Annotated in this window: 14 protein-coding genes; 13 read left to right on the top strand and 1 reads right to left on the bottom strand. The window is 65.6% G+C overall.

Going from position 1 to position 16,074, the window contains the following annotated elements:
* Positions 1-130 precede the first annotated feature (130 nt).
* Positions 131-1,516 carry a KamA family radical SAM protein gene (locus ACYPYQ_RS00810; RefSeq protein WP_459717949.1) on the top strand — a complete coding sequence of 462 codons (1,386 nt, stop codon included), beginning with the start codon at positions 131-133 and terminating at the stop codon, positions 1,514-1,516.
* Here ACYPYQ_RS00810 and ACYPYQ_RS00805 read toward each other — a convergent pair whose 3' ends face one another.
* Entirely contained in the window at positions 1,517-2,404 is an 888-nt protein-coding gene (locus ACYPYQ_RS00805; RefSeq protein WP_459717946.1) for a mechanosensitive ion channel family protein, read from the bottom strand.
* A gap of 106 nt (positions 2,405-2,510) precedes the next feature.
* Here ACYPYQ_RS00805 and ACYPYQ_RS00800 point away from each other — a divergent pair, with 106 nt between their 5' ends.
* The 12 genes from ACYPYQ_RS00800 to ACYPYQ_RS00745 all read left to right on the top strand — a co-directional run bounded on the left by ACYPYQ_RS00800 (position 2,511) and on the right by ACYPYQ_RS00745 (position 16,072).
* Positions 2,511-3,779 carry a cation:proton antiporter gene (locus ACYPYQ_RS00800; RefSeq protein WP_459717943.1) on the top strand — a complete coding sequence of 423 codons (1,269 nt, stop codon included), beginning with the start codon at positions 2,511-2,513 and terminating at the stop codon, positions 3,777-3,779.
* A gap of 18 nt (positions 3,780-3,797) precedes the next feature.
* Positions 3,798-4,706: a mechanosensitive ion channel family protein gene (locus tag ACYPYQ_RS00795; protein WP_459717938.1), complete on the top strand. Its 909-nt coding sequence runs from the start codon at positions 3,798-3,800 to the stop codon at positions 4,704-4,706.
* 25 nt (positions 4,707-4,731) lie between these two features.
* Entirely contained in the window at positions 4,732-5,436 is a 705-nt protein-coding gene (locus ACYPYQ_RS00790) for a transporter (RefSeq protein ID WP_459717933.1), read from the top strand.
* 88 nt (positions 5,437-5,524) lie between these two features.
* Positions 5,525-8,320: a monovalent cation/H+ antiporter subunit A gene (locus tag ACYPYQ_RS00785; RefSeq protein ID WP_459717927.1), complete on the top strand. Its 2,796-nt coding sequence runs from the start codon at positions 5,525-5,527 to the stop codon at positions 8,318-8,320.
* Positions 8,320-8,646 carry a Na+/H+ antiporter subunit C gene (locus tag ACYPYQ_RS00780; RefSeq protein WP_459717923.1) on the top strand — a complete coding sequence of 109 codons (327 nt, stop codon included), beginning with the start codon at positions 8,320-8,322 and terminating at the stop codon, positions 8,644-8,646. Before ACYPYQ_RS00785 ends, ACYPYQ_RS00780 begins: the two co-directional genes overlap by 1 nt.
* Positions 8,643-10,166: a monovalent cation/H+ antiporter subunit D gene (locus ACYPYQ_RS00775; RefSeq protein ID WP_459717918.1), complete on the top strand. Its 1,524-nt coding sequence runs from the start codon at positions 8,643-8,645 to the stop codon at positions 10,164-10,166. The genes ACYPYQ_RS00780 and ACYPYQ_RS00775 overlap by 4 nt, the downstream gene beginning before the upstream one ends.
* The gene (locus tag ACYPYQ_RS00770) at positions 10,163-10,654 is read left to right on the top strand and encodes a Na+/H+ antiporter subunit E (protein ID WP_459717915.1); all 492 of its coding nucleotides are present in this window, start codon (positions 10,163-10,165) and stop codon (positions 10,652-10,654) included. The genes ACYPYQ_RS00775 and ACYPYQ_RS00770 overlap by 4 nt, the downstream gene beginning before the upstream one ends.
* Complete coding sequence (locus ACYPYQ_RS00765; protein ID WP_459717910.1) at positions 10,648-10,917, top strand: K+/H+ antiporter subunit F; 270 nt, start codon at positions 10,648-10,650, stop codon at positions 10,915-10,917. The genes ACYPYQ_RS00770 and ACYPYQ_RS00765 overlap by 7 nt, the downstream gene beginning before the upstream one ends.
* Complete coding sequence (locus ACYPYQ_RS00760) at positions 10,914-11,222, top strand: Na+/H+ antiporter subunit G (protein ID WP_459717906.1); 309 nt, start codon at positions 10,914-10,916, stop codon at positions 11,220-11,222. The genes ACYPYQ_RS00765 and ACYPYQ_RS00760 overlap by 4 nt, the downstream gene beginning before the upstream one ends.
* A 13-nt stretch (positions 11,223-11,235) precedes the next feature.
* Positions 11,236-13,932 carry a cation-transporting P-type ATPase gene (locus ACYPYQ_RS00755; RefSeq protein ID WP_459717902.1) on the top strand — a complete coding sequence of 899 codons (2,697 nt, stop codon included), beginning with the start codon at positions 11,236-11,238 and terminating at the stop codon, positions 13,930-13,932.
* A complete protein-coding gene (locus tag ACYPYQ_RS00750) occupies positions 13,929-15,551 on the top strand; it encodes a Na/Pi cotransporter family protein (protein ID WP_459717895.1) in 1,623 nt (540 codons plus the stop codon). Before ACYPYQ_RS00755 ends, ACYPYQ_RS00750 begins: the two co-directional genes overlap by 4 nt.
* Complete coding sequence (locus ACYPYQ_RS00745) at positions 15,548-16,072, top strand: DUF2062 domain-containing protein (RefSeq protein WP_459717892.1); 525 nt, start codon at positions 15,548-15,550, stop codon at positions 16,070-16,072. Before ACYPYQ_RS00750 ends, ACYPYQ_RS00745 begins: the two co-directional genes overlap by 4 nt.
* The last annotated feature ends 2 nt before the right edge of the window (positions 16,073-16,074 follow it).

Below are 16,074 nucleotides of genomic sequence, written 5' to 3'. Positions count from 1 at the left end.
ATCTGTCGTCATCGCGCCGACGTTTGGAATGCCGGGACACCCTGTGTTATAAACGCGGCCCCACCCTAATTCGAGAAACACGATGCCGCGTGCATCGATGCTTCCATCCAATCGCACAGGAGCCCTTACCGTGACCGACACACGACAGACGAACTTTCCCATCTATTCAGCCGACGCCCCCCAGTTCAGGTCGTACAACCTGAACAACTTCCGCGACATCCCGCAGGTCGCCAGGCTTTCCGAACAGCAGCGATTCGAAATAGAGGTGGTCGGCCATGTGCTGCCGTTCAAGGTGAACAACTACGTGGTCGACCGGCTGATCGACTGGGACAAGGTACCAAACGACCCGATCTTCGCACTGACGTTCCCGCAGCGCGACATGCTGAGCGCCGAGCATTTCGAGGAGATGGCGACGCTGCTCAGGAATCGCGCAGACAAGGACGAGGTGAAGGAGGCGGCCAACCGCATCCGCATGCAACTGAACCCGCACCCGGCCGGACAAGCCGACCACAACGTACCCGAGATGGACGGCGAGCGCCTGCACGGCATGCAGCACAAATACCGGCAGACCATTTTGTTCTTCCCCAGCCAGGGCCAGACATGCCACGCCTATTGCACCTTCTGTTTCCGCTGGCCGCAGTTCATCGGCATGACCGACATCAAGTTCGCCAGCCGCGAGGTGGAGAAACTGGTGGCATACGTGAAGCGCAACCCGCAGATCACCGACATCCTGTTCACCGGCGGCGACCCGATGATCATGAGCGCGAAGAACCTCGCCGCCTACATCGAGCCGCTGCTGTCGGCCGAGTTGCCCAACCTGGTCAATATCCGCATCGGCACCAAGGTGCTGGCCTACTGGCCGCACAAGCTCGTGGACGACGAGGACACGCCGGAGATGCTGGCGCTGTTCCGCAAGGTGACTGACTCGGGCAAGCAACTGGCGCTGATGGCGCACTTCAACCACCCACGCGAGCTGGAGAACGACACGGTGCGCCGTGCCATCCGCAATCTGCGCGAGGCCAACGTGATGATCCGCACCCAGTCGCCGGTGATGCGCCACATCAACGACGATCCGGCGCTGTGGGCGCGCATGTGGGAAGAGCAGGTCAAGCTGGGCTGCGTGCCGTATTACATGTTCCTCGCGCGCGACACCGGCGCGCAGCATTACTTCTCGCTGCCGCTGGTGCGCGCCTGGCAGATCTTCCGCGAGGCCTACCAGCAGGTGTCGGGATTGGCACGCACAGTGCGCGGCCCCAGCATGTCGGCCAACCCCGGCAAGATACAGATGCTGGGCGTAGCCGATGCTGGCGACCGCAAGGTGATGGTGATGCGCTTCCTGCAGGGGCGCGACCCGGATTGGGTGCAGCGCCCGTTCTTCGCGGAATACAACGAGACTGCGACCTGGATAGACGAGCTGAAGCCGGCCTTCGGCACGGAGAAGTTCTTCTTCGAGGAAGGACTGGAGCGGATGTTCAACGAACGCAACGACAGCAGCACTGCGGACGATTTCGAGTGATCAGTCCCCGCCTGCGGCCTGCATGATGCGCAGGGGCGGGGCCTCACCATTCTTGCCCTGCCCGGCATACAGGGTGAGGTGCGGATAGGGGATCTCGATACCGTGCGCGTCGAAGGCTTTCTTCAGCCACAGCAGGAAATTGCGCCGGACAGCCCATTGCTCCAGTGCCTCGGTCTTGAACCGGCAACGCACGACCACGGCGGAGTCCGCCCAGTTCTGCACACCCTGTATCTCGAGATCCTCCTGTATCTTCGGGCCGAATTCTGGGTCCTGCCGGAACGCGGCCGCCGTCTCGCGCGTGACCCGGTAGACTTCGTCCAGATCCTCGCGGTAAGCGACACCGAACTCGATCAGCGCATAGGCATAGCCGCGCGACTTGTTGGTCAGGATGGTGATCTGTCCGTTGGGGATGTAATGCACATTGCCTTCGATATCGCGCAACGCCACAAAGCGCAGGGTGATGTCCTCCACCACGCCGGTCTTGCCGCTGATCTCGACCGCATCGCCCTGGCGGATCTGGTTCTCGAGCAGCAGGAATATACCGTTGAAATAATCCTGGATCAGGCTCTTCGCCGCAAAACCCACCGCGATACCGACCACACCCGCCGCCCCCAGGATAGGTGCGATGGAGATGCCAAGTTCACTCAGTGCCAGCATGCCGGCCACCAGCCAGATCAGCACGGTGGAGATGTAGCGGAACACGCGCGCCAGCGTCTCGTACCTGCGCCCGTCCTCAGCCACTACGATGCGGGTATGCATATAGTCGCGGAACACACGTATCAGCTTGCGGCTGAGCACGAGCAGGAACCATGCGATGGCGAGGATGAGCAACACCCGCAGGATATCCTTGGGGATGTGCAGGCTGTCGATGATCGGGGTGATTTCCATGCCAGACTCCAGCTTGTTGTCCGAGTGCCGATTCTAGCGCATGCGGCGCGCAGAGCTGTCATATTGGCTCGGGTATAATCGCGCCCCATCCATTGCAGGAGCATCCATGTCCACCACCATACTCGTCATCGGCCTGATGGTGTTCTTTGCGCACTTTTTGTCGCTGCAATTCTCCCGCACCAACATCCCCGACGTGCTGGTGCTGATGCTGATCGGCATCCTGCTCGGCCCCGTGCTGGGCATCGTGTCGCCCGAGGATTTCGGCAAGGTCGGCTCGCTGCTGGCCACCATCGCGCTGGTGGTGATCCTGTTCGAGAGCGGCACCTCGCTCGACCTCGATGTGCTCGGTCACTCCATCGGCACCACCGGCTTCCTGTCCGTCGCCTGCTTCGTGCTGACCACGGCGGTGGTCGCGGCGGTCGGCATGTCCCTGCTCGCCCTCGACCTGATGCCCGCACTTCTGCTGGGCCTGACATTGGGCGGCACTTCCTCAGCCGTGGTGATCCCCATGGTGGGTGCGCTGAAACTCTCGGAGAAACCGGCCACCGTGCTGGTGCTCGAATCCGCGCTGACCGATGTGCTGTGCATCGTGGGCGTGTTCGCCATGCTGCAGATCATGACCCAGGGCGATGTGGCGGCCGGCAAAGTGGTGGGCGGCGTGATGGCGGCGCTGATATTCGCCGCCGTGTTCGGTGTGGTGGGCGGCATCGGCTGGCTGCTGGTGCTGGGCAAGGTGCGCGACTTCCCCAACACCATCTCGTCCACGCTGGCCTATGTGTTCATCGTGTACGGGGCGACCGAAGCGCTCGGCTTCTCCGGTGCCATCGCCGCACTGGCACTGGGCATCACGCTGACCAACTTCCAGAAGTTCGGCCTGCACCGCATCCCCAATCTGGACAAGAGCATCGAGCCGCTGAACGAGGTCGACCTGATCTTCTACCGCGAGGCGGTGTTCCTGTTGAAGACCTACTTCTTCGTCTACCTGGGCATCTCCATCCACTTCGGTGCCATCGGTCCGGCCACGGTCGCCATCGTGATGGTGCTGCTGGTCTATGCGATGCGCCTGCTGCTGACGCGCGTGGTGTTCCGCGACCCGGGCTACACCCTGCGCGATACCGCCGTCACCTCCATGATGGCCCCAAAGGGACTGGCGGCAGCGGTGCTGGCTTCGCTGCCATTGCAATACGGCATCGACGGCGGCGAGACGATACGCGACACCACCTACATGGTGGTGCTGTTCAGCATCTCGCTCACTGCCCTGCTGGTGATGCTCTACCCCGCACCGGCTGTGCGCAGCCTCTATTCGCGCCTGCTGGGCAAACCGCCGGGCGACACCATGAAGGTACCGGCCTTCGTGCCGCCTCCCGAATCCTGACCGCGGACGGATAAGACCATGACCGAACTGTTCAAGGACCTGATCTCGCACCCGATGTTCACCAGACTGGCCGAGCTCGCGCTGAGCCTGTTCTTCATCTTCCTGCTGGTACGCTTCGCCAAGCTGCTCGCCACCAACAACATCGAGAACAAGGACCTGCGCTACAAGACGCGCAAGGCGTTCGGCCTGGCCGGCTATGTCCTCGCGCTGATCGTCGCGATCGCCATCTTCAGCAACCAGCTGTCCAACCTGCCGGTGCTGATCGGCCTGCTCGGTGTCGGCCTCGGCTTCGCCTTGCGCGAACTGATCCAGAGCCTGATCGGCTGGGCCGTGGTCACTTTCGGCAACCTGTACAAACCCGGCGACCGCATCAGACTCGGCGGCATGATGGGCGACGTGATGGACATCGGCCCGCTCACCACCACGCTGATGGAGTGCGGCGACTGGGTGAAGTCGGACCTGTACAACGGCCGCGTGGTATATCTGCCCAACAACATCGTGCTGCGCGAGCAGGTGCACAACTACACCGACAGCGGCTTCAACTATCTGTGGGACGAGATCACGGTACCGGTGCGCACGGATTCCGACCACCGGCTGGCACGCGCCCTGATCCAGTCCGCCGGCGAACGCGTGCAGGCGGACACCATCGCGGCGGCCCGCGCTTCCTGGTCCTCCTTCACCCTGCACAACCGCGCCGAAGAAGCGCGACTGGATATCGTGGTCACCATGAGTTTCGATGCCAACTGGATCGAGTTCACCCTGCGCTACCTTGCCGACTACACGCGTCGCCGCAGCACCAAGGACAGGCTGTACACCGCCATCCTGGAAGAATTCGAGAAGACCGAAGGCAAAGTCAGGATCGCCACACCGGTGATGCAACTGACCGAACTGCCCGAAGTCAGCCTGCGCACCGCACAGGCTGAATGAAACCCTTCAACACACTGTACCGACCATGAGACCGTATCTGTTCGCCTGCCTGCCCCTGCTGTTTTCCGTCACCGCCCTGCACGCCGAACCCATCGTCGCCGACCGCCCCGGTTTCAGCACCGGCACCTACACTGTCAGCCCCGGCCACTACAACATCGAACTGGGCTTGCAGGCCGAGTCGGGCAGCCACAATCTCCCCTTGAGCAATGTGCGCATAGGCCTGACGCCGGTGGCCGAACTCGAGTTGCAATGGGGCGGCTGGAACTTCGCCAACGGTGCCACGACTGTGGGCGACCTGACACTGGGCGGCAAATATCGCCTGCTCGATTCCGACACGCTGGACCTGTCGCTGCTGGGACTGCTCACGCTGCCCAGCGGCAACGGCAACCCTGCAGGCAGTCGCGCGGCACCGCTGGCAGCGCTGTTGTGGAGCCATGCAACGAGCGGCCTGTTCGGCATGTTCCAGCTCGCCAGCAGCAACCCCGGCAGCTTGCAGACCAACATGCAAACCGCCCTCGGCGCTTCGTTCACGCATAGCGACCAGCTCGGAAGCTACCTCGAACTGTATGCCGACCATCCACTGAACCACGCCGGCAACGACAGCGTCATGGTGGACGGCGGCTTCGCCTGGCTACTGGACGAGCGCACCCAGCTCGACCTGCACCTCGGCCTGGATGTGAACGGCAACGCCGCCGACTTCATCGGCTTCGGATTCGCCCGCAGCTATTGACCAGACAACCGGCCGCTTGCGCCGCGCCTAACATATCCGCCGCTCCGATTCCATGCACACTTTGCGCCAGCTTGGCTAACATAGCCGCATGGACCCGACCTCTTCACTGATTGCGATCCTCGTCATCGCCCTCACTGCCAGTCCGCTGCCGCTGCTGATGCAGCGCTACGGGCGCGGCTACGCGGCATTGGGCAGCGCATTGGTGATGCTTTGCTGTCTGGCGGTGTTGGCACCGCTGGTGATGCCGGTGATGGCGGGCACCACCTTGCTGGCCAGCTTCGCCTGGCTGCCGGAATGGGGCTTGGCCCTGTCCTTCCGTCTGGACGGCCTCGGCCTGATGTTCAGCCTGCTCATCCTGGGCATCGGCCTGCTGGTCACGCTGTACGCCTACTACTATCTGGACGGGCACGACAAGCTGGGGCGTTTCTACACGCTGCTGCTGCTGTTCATGGCCTCCATGCTGGGCGTGGTGCTGTCGGAGAACCTGCTGTTGCTGGTGGTGTTCTGGGAACTGACCAGCCTCGCGTCCTTCCTGCTGATCTCCTACAAACAGGAGAGCTACGAATCGCGCCTGGCAGGGCGCATCGCGCTGGCGGTCACCGGTGGCGGCGGGCTGGCACTGTTCGCGGGCGTGCTGTTGCTGGGACACATCGCCGGCAGCTACGAACTGTCAGTCGTGCTGGCCGCGGGCGAGGTCATCCGCGCGCACGCGCTGTATGAAATCATGCTGATCCTGATACTGCTCGGCGTGTTCACCAAGTCGGCGCAATTCCCCTTCCATTCTTGGCTGCCGCAGGCGATGGCAGCGCCCACGCCGGTGTCCGCCTATCTGCATTCAGCGACCATGGTGAAGGCGGGGGTGTTCCTGCTGGCGCGTCTTTATCCGGCACTGGCCGGTAGCGATCTGTGGTTCTGGCTGGTCAGTGGCACCGGCGCGATCACGCTCGTGTATGCCGCCTACCTCGCTTTCTACCGTTACGATTTCAAGGGCCTGCTGGCCTATTCCACCGTCAGCCATCTCGGCCTGATCACGCTGCTGTTCGGTCTGGATACGCCGCTATCGGTGGTGGCTGGCGTGTTCCACATCATCAACCACGCCATCTTCAAGGCCTCGCTGTTCATGGCGGCGGGCATCGTCGATCACGAATGCGGCACGCGCGACATGCGCCGCGTCAACGGCCTGTTCAAGTTCATGCCCATCACCGCCACGCTGGCCATCGTCGCCGCCGGTTCGATGGCGGGCGTGCCGTTGCTCAACGGCTTCCTCAGCAAGGAGATGTTCTTCGCCGAGACCGTCGGCCATCCAGTGTTCGACGAAATGAGCTGGCTGCTGCCGGCCTTCGCCACGCTGGCCGGCATCCTCGCCGTGGCCTATTCGTCGCGCTTCATCCATGACGTGTTCTTCAACGGCGACCCGGTCAACCTGCCGCGCAAACCGCATGAGCCGCCGCGCTGGATGCGCGCGCCGGTGGAGGTGCTGGTGACTCTGTGCCTGCTGGTCGGCATCTTCCCGCAGTGGAGCATCGCCCCCATCCTGCACGCCGCCGCCGGTGCGGTGCTACAACAACCGCTGCCGGCATTCCATCTGGCGGTGTGGCATGGTTTCAACGCGCCGTTCGTGATGAGTCTGGTCGCGCTGGCAGGCGGCATCGCCCTGTATGCCATGCTTCGTCCGCTGTATGCGCTTTACGACCGGCTGCCCACCGTCCACGCCAGCATCGTGTTCGAGCGCGCCCACGAGCGCTTGGTGGCGGCTGCGCGTTCCCTGCTGGCATGGGCGGATAGCGGATCGCTGCAGCGTTACCTTGCGCTGTTCTTCGCCTTCGTGCTGGCGCTGGGCGGCTGGGCCTGGTGGTCTGCGCCTGCCGCCGCGCTGCCTGTCGTCACGCAGGCCGCCGATGCCGCCAGCCTGGTCGCGCTGGGCATGCTGGCGGTGGCCGCGACGGGCGTGGTGCGCCTGCACCATCAACGCCTCACCGCCGTGGTACTGACCAGCGTGATCGGCCTGATCGTGGCACTGACCTTCGTGCGCTTCTCCGCACCCGACCTCGCGCTCACCCAGCTCGCGGTGGAGGTGGTCACCATCGTGCTGTTGCTGCTGGCGCTGTATTACCTGCCGCCGAGCACGCCCGCCGAGGACGACATGCCGCGCCTGCTTCGCGATGCGCTGCTGGCTGTCGCTGCCGGCGTCGGTCTGGGCGCGGCGAGCTATGCCATGCTGACTTCCCCGTTCGAGACGATCTCGGGTTATTACCTCGCGCAGTCGGTGCCGGGCGGCGGCGGTAGCAATGTGGTGAACGTGATCCTGGTGGACTTCCGCGGCTTCGACACGCTGGGCGAGATCACCGTGCTGGCGATGGTGGGTCTGGCCGCGCATGCCCTGCTCGACCGGCTGCTGCTCAAGACACCGGCGCACGACGGCGAAGGCCGCGCCTGGGCGAGCGAGCGCCACCCGCTGTTCCTGCAGATGCTGATGCGTCCGCTGCTGCCGCTGGCGCTGATGGTGTCGGTGTACATCTTCCTGCGCGGCCACAACCTGCCGGGCGGCGGCTTCGTCGCGGGACTGGTGACCGGTGTCGCGTTGATCCTGCAATATCTCGCCAGCGGCATCGGTTTCGCCAGCGCGCGCCTGCCGCAGCGGCTGCCCTTGTTCCTCGCGGCCGGCCTCGCATGTGCAAGCGGCATCGGTGCGGCAGCGTGGGCTTTCGGCTTCCCCTTCCTCACCACCACGCACGGCCACATCGCCCTGCCGCTGATCGGCGACATCGAGCTGGCCTCGGCCATGGTGTTCGACCTCGGCGTGTATCTGGTGGTGGTCAGCGTGGTGCTGATGGTGCTGGCGGAACTGGGCAAGTTGTCTGTGAACCAGGCGGAGGCACGCTGATGGAAGCGCTCATCGCCATCGCGATCGGCCTGCTCACCGCCTGCGGCGTGTTCCTGATGCTGCGCGCGCGCACCTTCCCGCTGATCCTCGGACTGACACTGCTGTCCTACGCGGTGAACCTGTTCCTGTTCGCCAGCGGCCGGCTGCGCATGGACGCGCCGCCGCTGATCCGCGCCGGTGCGAGCTACACCGACCCGCTGCCGCAGGCGCTGGTGCTCACCGCCATCGTCATCGGCTTCGGCATGACCGCCTATCTGGTGATGCTGGCGCTGCGCGCCTTGAGTGAATCGGGCGACGATCATGTGGATGCGAAGGAAAAGCAATGACCCAGCACGCCGCCATCCTGCCCCTCCTGATCCCGTTCGCCGCTGCTCTCTTGCAACTGGCGGCGAAGGGGTATGGCATCGGCGTGCAGCGCGCCATCGGCCTTGTCGCCGCAGCGCTAGCTGTGGCCGCCACACTCTGGCTGGTATTGCTGGCCGATGACGGCATGGTGCGGGTGTATGCGCTGGGCGACTGGGTCGCGCCGTTCGGCATCGTGCTGGCGGTGGATCGGCTGGCCGCCATCATGGTGCTGCTCACCGCCGCGCTGGCCGCCGTCGCGTTGCTGTATGCCAGCGCGGGGTTCGACGAACGCGGGCGGCATTTCCATCCGCTGTTCCAGTTGCAGGTGTTCGGTCTGCAGGGTGCTTTCCTGACCGGCGATCTGTTCAACCTGTTCGTGTTCTTCGAGGTGATGCTGCTCGCATCCTACGTGTTGCTGGCACACGGCGGCGGCATCGCGCGCACGCGTGCCGGACTCGCTTACGTGGCGCTGAATCTGGCCGGGTCGGCGCTGTTCCTGATCGCGCTGGGCATGCTGTATGGCACGCTGGGCACGCTCAACCTGGCCGATGTGGCACAGCGCCTGCAAGCACCGGGGATAGACAGCGCACCGGCCCGGCTCGCCTGCATGCTGCTGATCGCGGTGTTCGCACTGAAGGCCGCACTTTTGCCGCTGTCGTTCTGGCTGCCGCATGCCTATGCCGCCGCCGGCGCGCCGGTCGCCGCGCTGTTCGTCATCATGACCAAGGTCGGCATCGTGAGCATCCTGCGCGTGCAAGCCATCGCCTTCGCGCCTGCCGCCGCCACGACCGACCTGCTGGACGGCTGGCTGTTGCCGCTGGCGCTGGCGACGGTGCTGTTCGCAGCCATCGGCGCACTGGCCGCGCTGCGCCTGCGCGACCTCGCCGCCTGGCTGGTGCTGGCCTCTGCCGGCACGCTGCTGGTCGTACCCGTCTTCCCGCAGGCGGATGTCAGCGCCGCCGCACTGTATTACCTGGTGCAATCCACCTTCGTCGCGGCCGCGCTGTTCCTCATCGCGGAGTTGGTCGCCGTGCGGCGCGGAGAGGTCGCCGATGCCTTCCAGCCCGGCCCGCGCCTGCACACCCCATGGCTGGGATCGGCCTTCCTGCTGGCTGCTGCCTCGGCGGTCGGCCTGCCACCGTTCGCGGGTTTCCTCGGCAAGCTGATGCTGCTGAGCGCCCTGCGCGACAGCGGCGACGCGCTGGCGATCTGGTCGGCGCTATTGCTGGCCGGACTGCTACTGATGCTGGCGCTGGCCAAGGGCGGCGGACGCTTGTTCTGGGAACGCAGCCCGAACCATCCGCACGGCAGCAGCCAGCCCTTCGGCTGGCGTCGCAATCTGGCGGTCGCCTTGCTGGTATCGCCCGCCCTGCTGCTCGCCTTGTTCGCCCAGCCGGTCGCGGACTACGCGACGCGCGCCGCCGCGCAGCTGCATGCGCCGCAGGGCTATGTCGCGGCGGTGTTGGGCACACAAGCCATCGCACGGGAGACCCGCCCATGATGCGCCGCCTGTTGCCGCGCCCCGCCCTGTCGCTCACCCTGTTCCTGCTATGGGCGGTGCTGGGCAATGCCGCCTCGGCAGGCACGCTGCTGCTGGGGCTGCTGCTGGCTCTGCTGCTGCCGCATGTCGTGTCGCCGTTCTGGCCGGATGCCTTGCGCATCCGGCATCCCGGCCTGGTGCTGCGGTTCGCCGCGCGCATCGCCTGGGACATGCTGCTCGCCAACTGGGCCGTGGCGCGGCGTGTGGTCGGACCGGTAAAGGCATTGCATCCCGCCTTCGCCGAAGTGCCGCTGGACCTGCGCGACCCGTTCGCCGCCACGGTGCTGGGCAGCATCGTGTCACTGACGCCGGGCACAGTCTCCATCGACGTGGACCGCGAACGCTGGGTGCTGCAGGTGCACGCGCTGGATGCGCCCGATCCGGAAGCGCTGGTGAGACAGATCAAGCAGCACTACGAACAACCGATCAGGGAGATCTTCGCATGCTGAACTTCGCCATCGAGACAGGTTTCATCCTGATCGGCCTCGCGATGCTGCTCAACCTGTGGCGGCTGCTGAAAGGCCCCGACATCACCGACCGCATCCTCGCGCTCGACACGCTGAACATCAACGCTATCGCCTTGCTGGTGCTGTACGGTATCCGCGAGGACAGCAGCGCCTACTTCGAAGCCGCGTTGCTGATCGCGGCGATGGGCTTCGTCGCCACCGTCGCCTTGTGCAAGTATCTATTGCGCGGAGACATCATCGAATGAACCCGACCCTCGAATTCCTTGTCGCATGCATGATCCTGCTGGGCGCGCTGTTCGCCCTGCTGGGTTCGATAGGCCTGGCACGCCTGCCCGACTTCTTCACCCGCCTGCACGGCCCGACCAAGGCCACCACGCTGGGCGTGGGTGCGATGGTGCTGGCCTCGGCCGTGTATTTCACCGCCACGCGCGACGGCATCAGCCTGCACGAGATCGCGGTGATGGTGTTCCTGTTCATCACCGCCCCGGTGTCGGCACATCTGCTGGCCAAGGCGGCACTGCATCGCGGCAAGGAAGATGCAGACCAATAGACCGGAGGTACGCATGACCCAGCAACCCTGGCATCAACTATCCGCCGATGAGGCACTCGACGGGCAACACGCCACCCGCGGCGGTCTGTCCGCCGACGAGGCCGCGCGCCGTCTGGCCGCGCACGGCCCCAACCGCCTGACCCCGCCTTCGAAGCGCGGGCCGCTGATGCGTTTCCTGCTGCAATTCCACAACGTGCTGATCTACGTGCTGCTGGCCGCCGCCGCCGTCACCGCGCTGCTCGCGCACTGGGTGGACACTGCGGTCATCGTCGGCGTGGTGGTGATCAACGCCATCATCGGTTTCATCCAGGAAGGCAAGGCGGAGCAGGCGATGGACGCGATCCGCCGCATGCTGTCGCCCGAGGCCACCGTGCTGCGCGGCGGCAAGCGCTTCGTGGTGCCGGCCGAGACACTGGTGCCGGGCGACATCGTGCTGCTGCAGTCCGGCGACAAGGTGCCCGCCGACCTGCGCCTGCTGAGCGTGAAGAACCTGCGCATCGAGGAAGCGGCACTGACCGGTGAATCGACCGCCGTCGAGAAGGACAGCAGCGCGGTGGACGCCCGTGCCGCACTCGGTGACCGCTTCTGCATGGCCTATTCCAGCACGCTGGTGGTGTACGGCCAGGGCACGGGCGTGGTGGTGGCCACCGCCGACACCACCGAGATCGGCCGCATCAGCGCGATGCTGCAGGAGGTGAAGAGTCTGACCACGCCGCTGCTGCGGCAGATGGAGACCTTCGGCCGCTGGCTGACCGTCGCCATCATGGCGCTGGCCGCGCTGACCTTCCTGTTCGGCTGGCTGGTGCATCACTACGGCCTCGGCGACATGTTCCTCGCCGCGGTGAGCATGGCGGTGGCAGCGATCCCGGAGGGGCTGCCCGCGGTACTCACCATCACGCTGGCGCTGGGCGTGCAGCGCATGGCCGGACGCAATGCCATCGTGCGCCGTCTGCCGGCGGTGGAATCGCTGGGGGCGGTGACCACCATCTGCAGCGACAAGACCGGCACGTTGACCAAGAACGAGATGACGGTGCAGCGCGTGATCTCCGCCACCGACACCTTCGAGGTGAGCGGCAGCGGCTATGCGCCGCACGGCGGTTTCGCGCGCGACGGCCGCGAAGTGGACATGGCCGTCTACCCGCATGTGCAGGACCTGCTGCGCGCCGGGCTGCTGTGCAACGATGCCGAACTGCTGGAAGAGGACGGCCTGTGGCGCATCTCGGGCGACCCCACCGAAGGCGCGCTGATCCCGCTGGCGCGCAAGGCCGGCATGGACCCGGCACTCGAACACGGCCAACTGCCGCGCACCGACCACATCCCGTTCGAGTCCGAACACCGCTTCATGGCCACCCTGCACCACGACCATGCGGGCCATGCCTTCATCTTCGCCAAGGGCGCGGTGGAACAGGTACTGGCCATGTGCCATCTGCAGCGCGGCATCGGCGAGGATGTCGCGCTGGACCTGCCCTACTGGCATGCGCAGATGGCCGCCACCGGCGCACGCGGCCAGCGCGTGCTGGCACTGGCGATGAAGACGGCGGAACGCGCACAGCGCACACTGGACTTCACCGACATGGAGGGCGGTTACACCCTGCTCGGCATGGTCGGCATCAGCGACCCGCCGCGCGAGGAAGCCATCGCCGCCGTGCGCGACTGCAAGTCTGCAGGCATACGCGTGAAGATGATCACCGGCGACCACGCCGACACCGCGCGCGCCATCGCGGCGCAGATCGGCATCGGCAACGGCCATGTGTTGACCGGCAGCGAGCTGGATGCGCTGGACGATGCGGCGCTGCGCCGCACGGTGCGCGACGTGGACGTGTACGCGCGCGCCAGCCCGGAACACAAGCTCAGGCTGGTACAGGCGCTGCAGGCCAACGGCGAGATCGTCGCCATGACCGGCGACGGCGTGAACGATGCGCCCGCGCTCAAACGCGCCGACATCGGCGTGGCGATGGGCATGAAGGGCACCGAGGTAGCCAAGGAGGCGGCCGAGATGGTGCTGGCCGACGACAATTTCGCCACCATCGCGCATGCGGTGCGCGAGGGCCGCACCGTGTACGACAACATCAAGAAGGCCATCGTATTCATCATGCCGACCAACGGCGGCGAGGCTGGCATCGTGCTGATCGCCATCCTGTTCGGCATGGCACTGCCGCTGACGCCGGTGCAGATCCTGTGGGTGAACATGGTGACCGCCGTCACGCTGGCGCTCGCGCTGTCGTTCGAGAAGGCGGAACCGGACGTGATGCGGCGCACACCGCGCGCGGCGGACGCGCCCATCCTGTCCGGCTTCATGGTGTGGCGCATCAGCTTCGTCTCGATCCTGCTCGCACTCGGTGTGGTGGCACTGTTCCTGTGGGAACTGGCGCGCGGCGACAGCCTGGAGACCGCGCGCACCGTGGCGGTCAACGCGCTGGTGATGGGCGAGATCGTCTACCTGTTCAATTGCCGCTTCCTGCTCGCGCCGGTTCGCAGCTGGCAGGATTTCACCGGCAACCCCTATGTGCTGCTCAGCATCGCCGTGCTGGTCGCCATCCAGCTCGCCTTCACCTATGTGCCATTCATGCAGGGGATGTTCGGCGTGGTCGCGCTGGACACCGCAGCGTGGGCACTGATCGCGGGTTTCGGTGCAGCGCTGTTCGTCGCGATCGAGATCGAGAAGCTGGCGATCCGCAGCATGTTCCGTGACGGACCGGGGCAGCGATGAACGACTGGACGGCGATCGGCGGTCTGCTCGGCGGCATCGGCCTGTTCCTGCTGGGTATGGGCCTGATGACGGACGGGCTCAAACTCGCGGCAGGGCCTGCACTCGGGCGCATCCTCACCTATTCCACCCGGACGCGGATGCGCGGCCTGGCGTCGGGCGCGCTACTGACCGCGCTGGTGCAATCCTCCAGTGCGGTCACCGTGGCTGCCATCGGCTTCGTCAATGCCGTCCTGCTGACGCTGGGGCAATCGCTGTGGGTACTGTTCGGTGCCAACGTCGGCACCACCATGACCGGCTGGCTGGTGGCGCTGGTCGGGCTCAAGTTCAAGATCGATCTGCTCGCGCTGCCGCTGATCGGCATCGGCATGGCGCTGCGCCTGTCCGGCGAACACAGTCGACGCGGCGCGGCGGGTCTGGCGCTGGCCGGCTTCGGCGTGCTGTTCCTCGGCATCGATATGCTGCAGGTCGGATTCTCGGGATTCACCTCGGATTTCTCCCTGAACGAATTCGACGGCGTGACCGGCCTGTTGCTGATGGTGCTGTCCGGCCTGCTGATGACCGTGCTGATGCAGTCTTCCAGTGCGTCGCTGACCATCGTGCTGACCGCCGCGCAGGGCGGCCTGATCAGCATCGAGAGCGCGGCGGCGGCGGTGATCGGCGCCAACATCGGCACCACCGTCACCGCGCTGATCGCCGCCATCGGTGCCACGCCGAACGCCAAACGCGCGGCCAGTGCGCATGTGCTGTTCAACGTGCTGACCGGCATCGTCGCCCTGCTCATGTTGCCGCTGCTGGTCGCGCTGATCGCCGAACTGCGCGACCTGTTGCAGCTGGACAGCGCACCGGCCGCCTTCCTGGCGCTGTTCCATACCGTGTTCAACCTGCTGGGCGTGGCGCTGATGTGGCCGCTGGTAGACAGCCTGACGTATTTCCTGGAACGCCGCTTCCGCACGGCGGAAGAGGATGAGGCACGGCCGCAGCATCTGGATGCCAACGTGCTCGGCGTGCCCACCCTGGCACTGGATGCGCTGCATCAGGAGGTACGGCGCATGGGCGTACTGGCGATCCGCATGTTGCGTGACGCGAACGATGGGCAGGCGCAGGACCGTCTGGAACGCGAGCGCCAGGCCGTGCTCGCACTCAACCACGCCATCGCCGATTTCATCATGCGTCTGAGCCGCACCGAGATGTCGATCGAGAGCGCACAGCGTCTGCCGCAGATCCTGCGCATCGCGCGCTATTACGAGACGCTGGCCGAACTGGCCGTGGAACTGGCAGCGGTCATGCACGAGAACGCGAACCCGGTTCCGGTCGAGGCGGGCAAGTTCACCGCCCAGGCGGAGGCCATGCTGGAGGAAGTCGATCCGGCGAACGGCATTCGCGACAGAGCGACCGTCGAAGCAACCCTCGTCACGCTGGAGGCCCACTACCAGTCGCTGAAGTCCCACCTTCTGGAGGCGGGCGCACACGGCGAACTGCCGGTGCCCGAGATGGAGACCAGACTGCGCGCGGCCAGCATGACGCGGCGCGCAGTGGAACAGGCGGTGAAGGCTGCGGTCATGCTGGGTGATGCGCCGCCACCGCCCGCGCCGCATGGCGCGCAGGGAACAGCGCAGTGAAACAGCGTCTGGCCCGCCTGTTGCCGGACGCCGAGCGCATCCGCCAAAACCGCTGGCTGCGCTGGATCGGGCCGGCCCTGCACCGGCCACAGTTGTGGCGCATCACCCGGCGCGGCGTCGCCCTCGGCGTGGCGCTGGGCGTGTTCTTCGGGCTGCTGGTGCCGATCGCGCAGATCCCGTTGTCGGCCGCTGCGGCGGTGGCACTGCGCGCCAACATCCCCACGGCGGTCGCCAGCACGCTGGTCACCAATCCCGTCACCTTCGCGCCGATCTATTACGCCGCCTATCACCTCGGCGCGATGCTGATCGGCGATGACGGCAGCCAGCGCGATTTCGGGAACGTGCAGACCGCACCTGCGGAGACGGGCTGGATGGCGCGTATCGCTGCGCTGGGTAAACCGCTGCTGCTGGGATTGCTGATCCTGGCCTGCTCGATGGGTGCGCTGGCCTACCTGCTGGTCAGCGGATTGTGGCGGCTGAAGATAGCGCTCGCCTGGCGACACCGACGACGGGGAAAGTAGCG

It is taken from the genome of Sideroxyarcus sp. TK5 (assembly GCF_054601595.1).
This window is presented reverse-complemented; position numbering and strand designations above follow the sequence as displayed.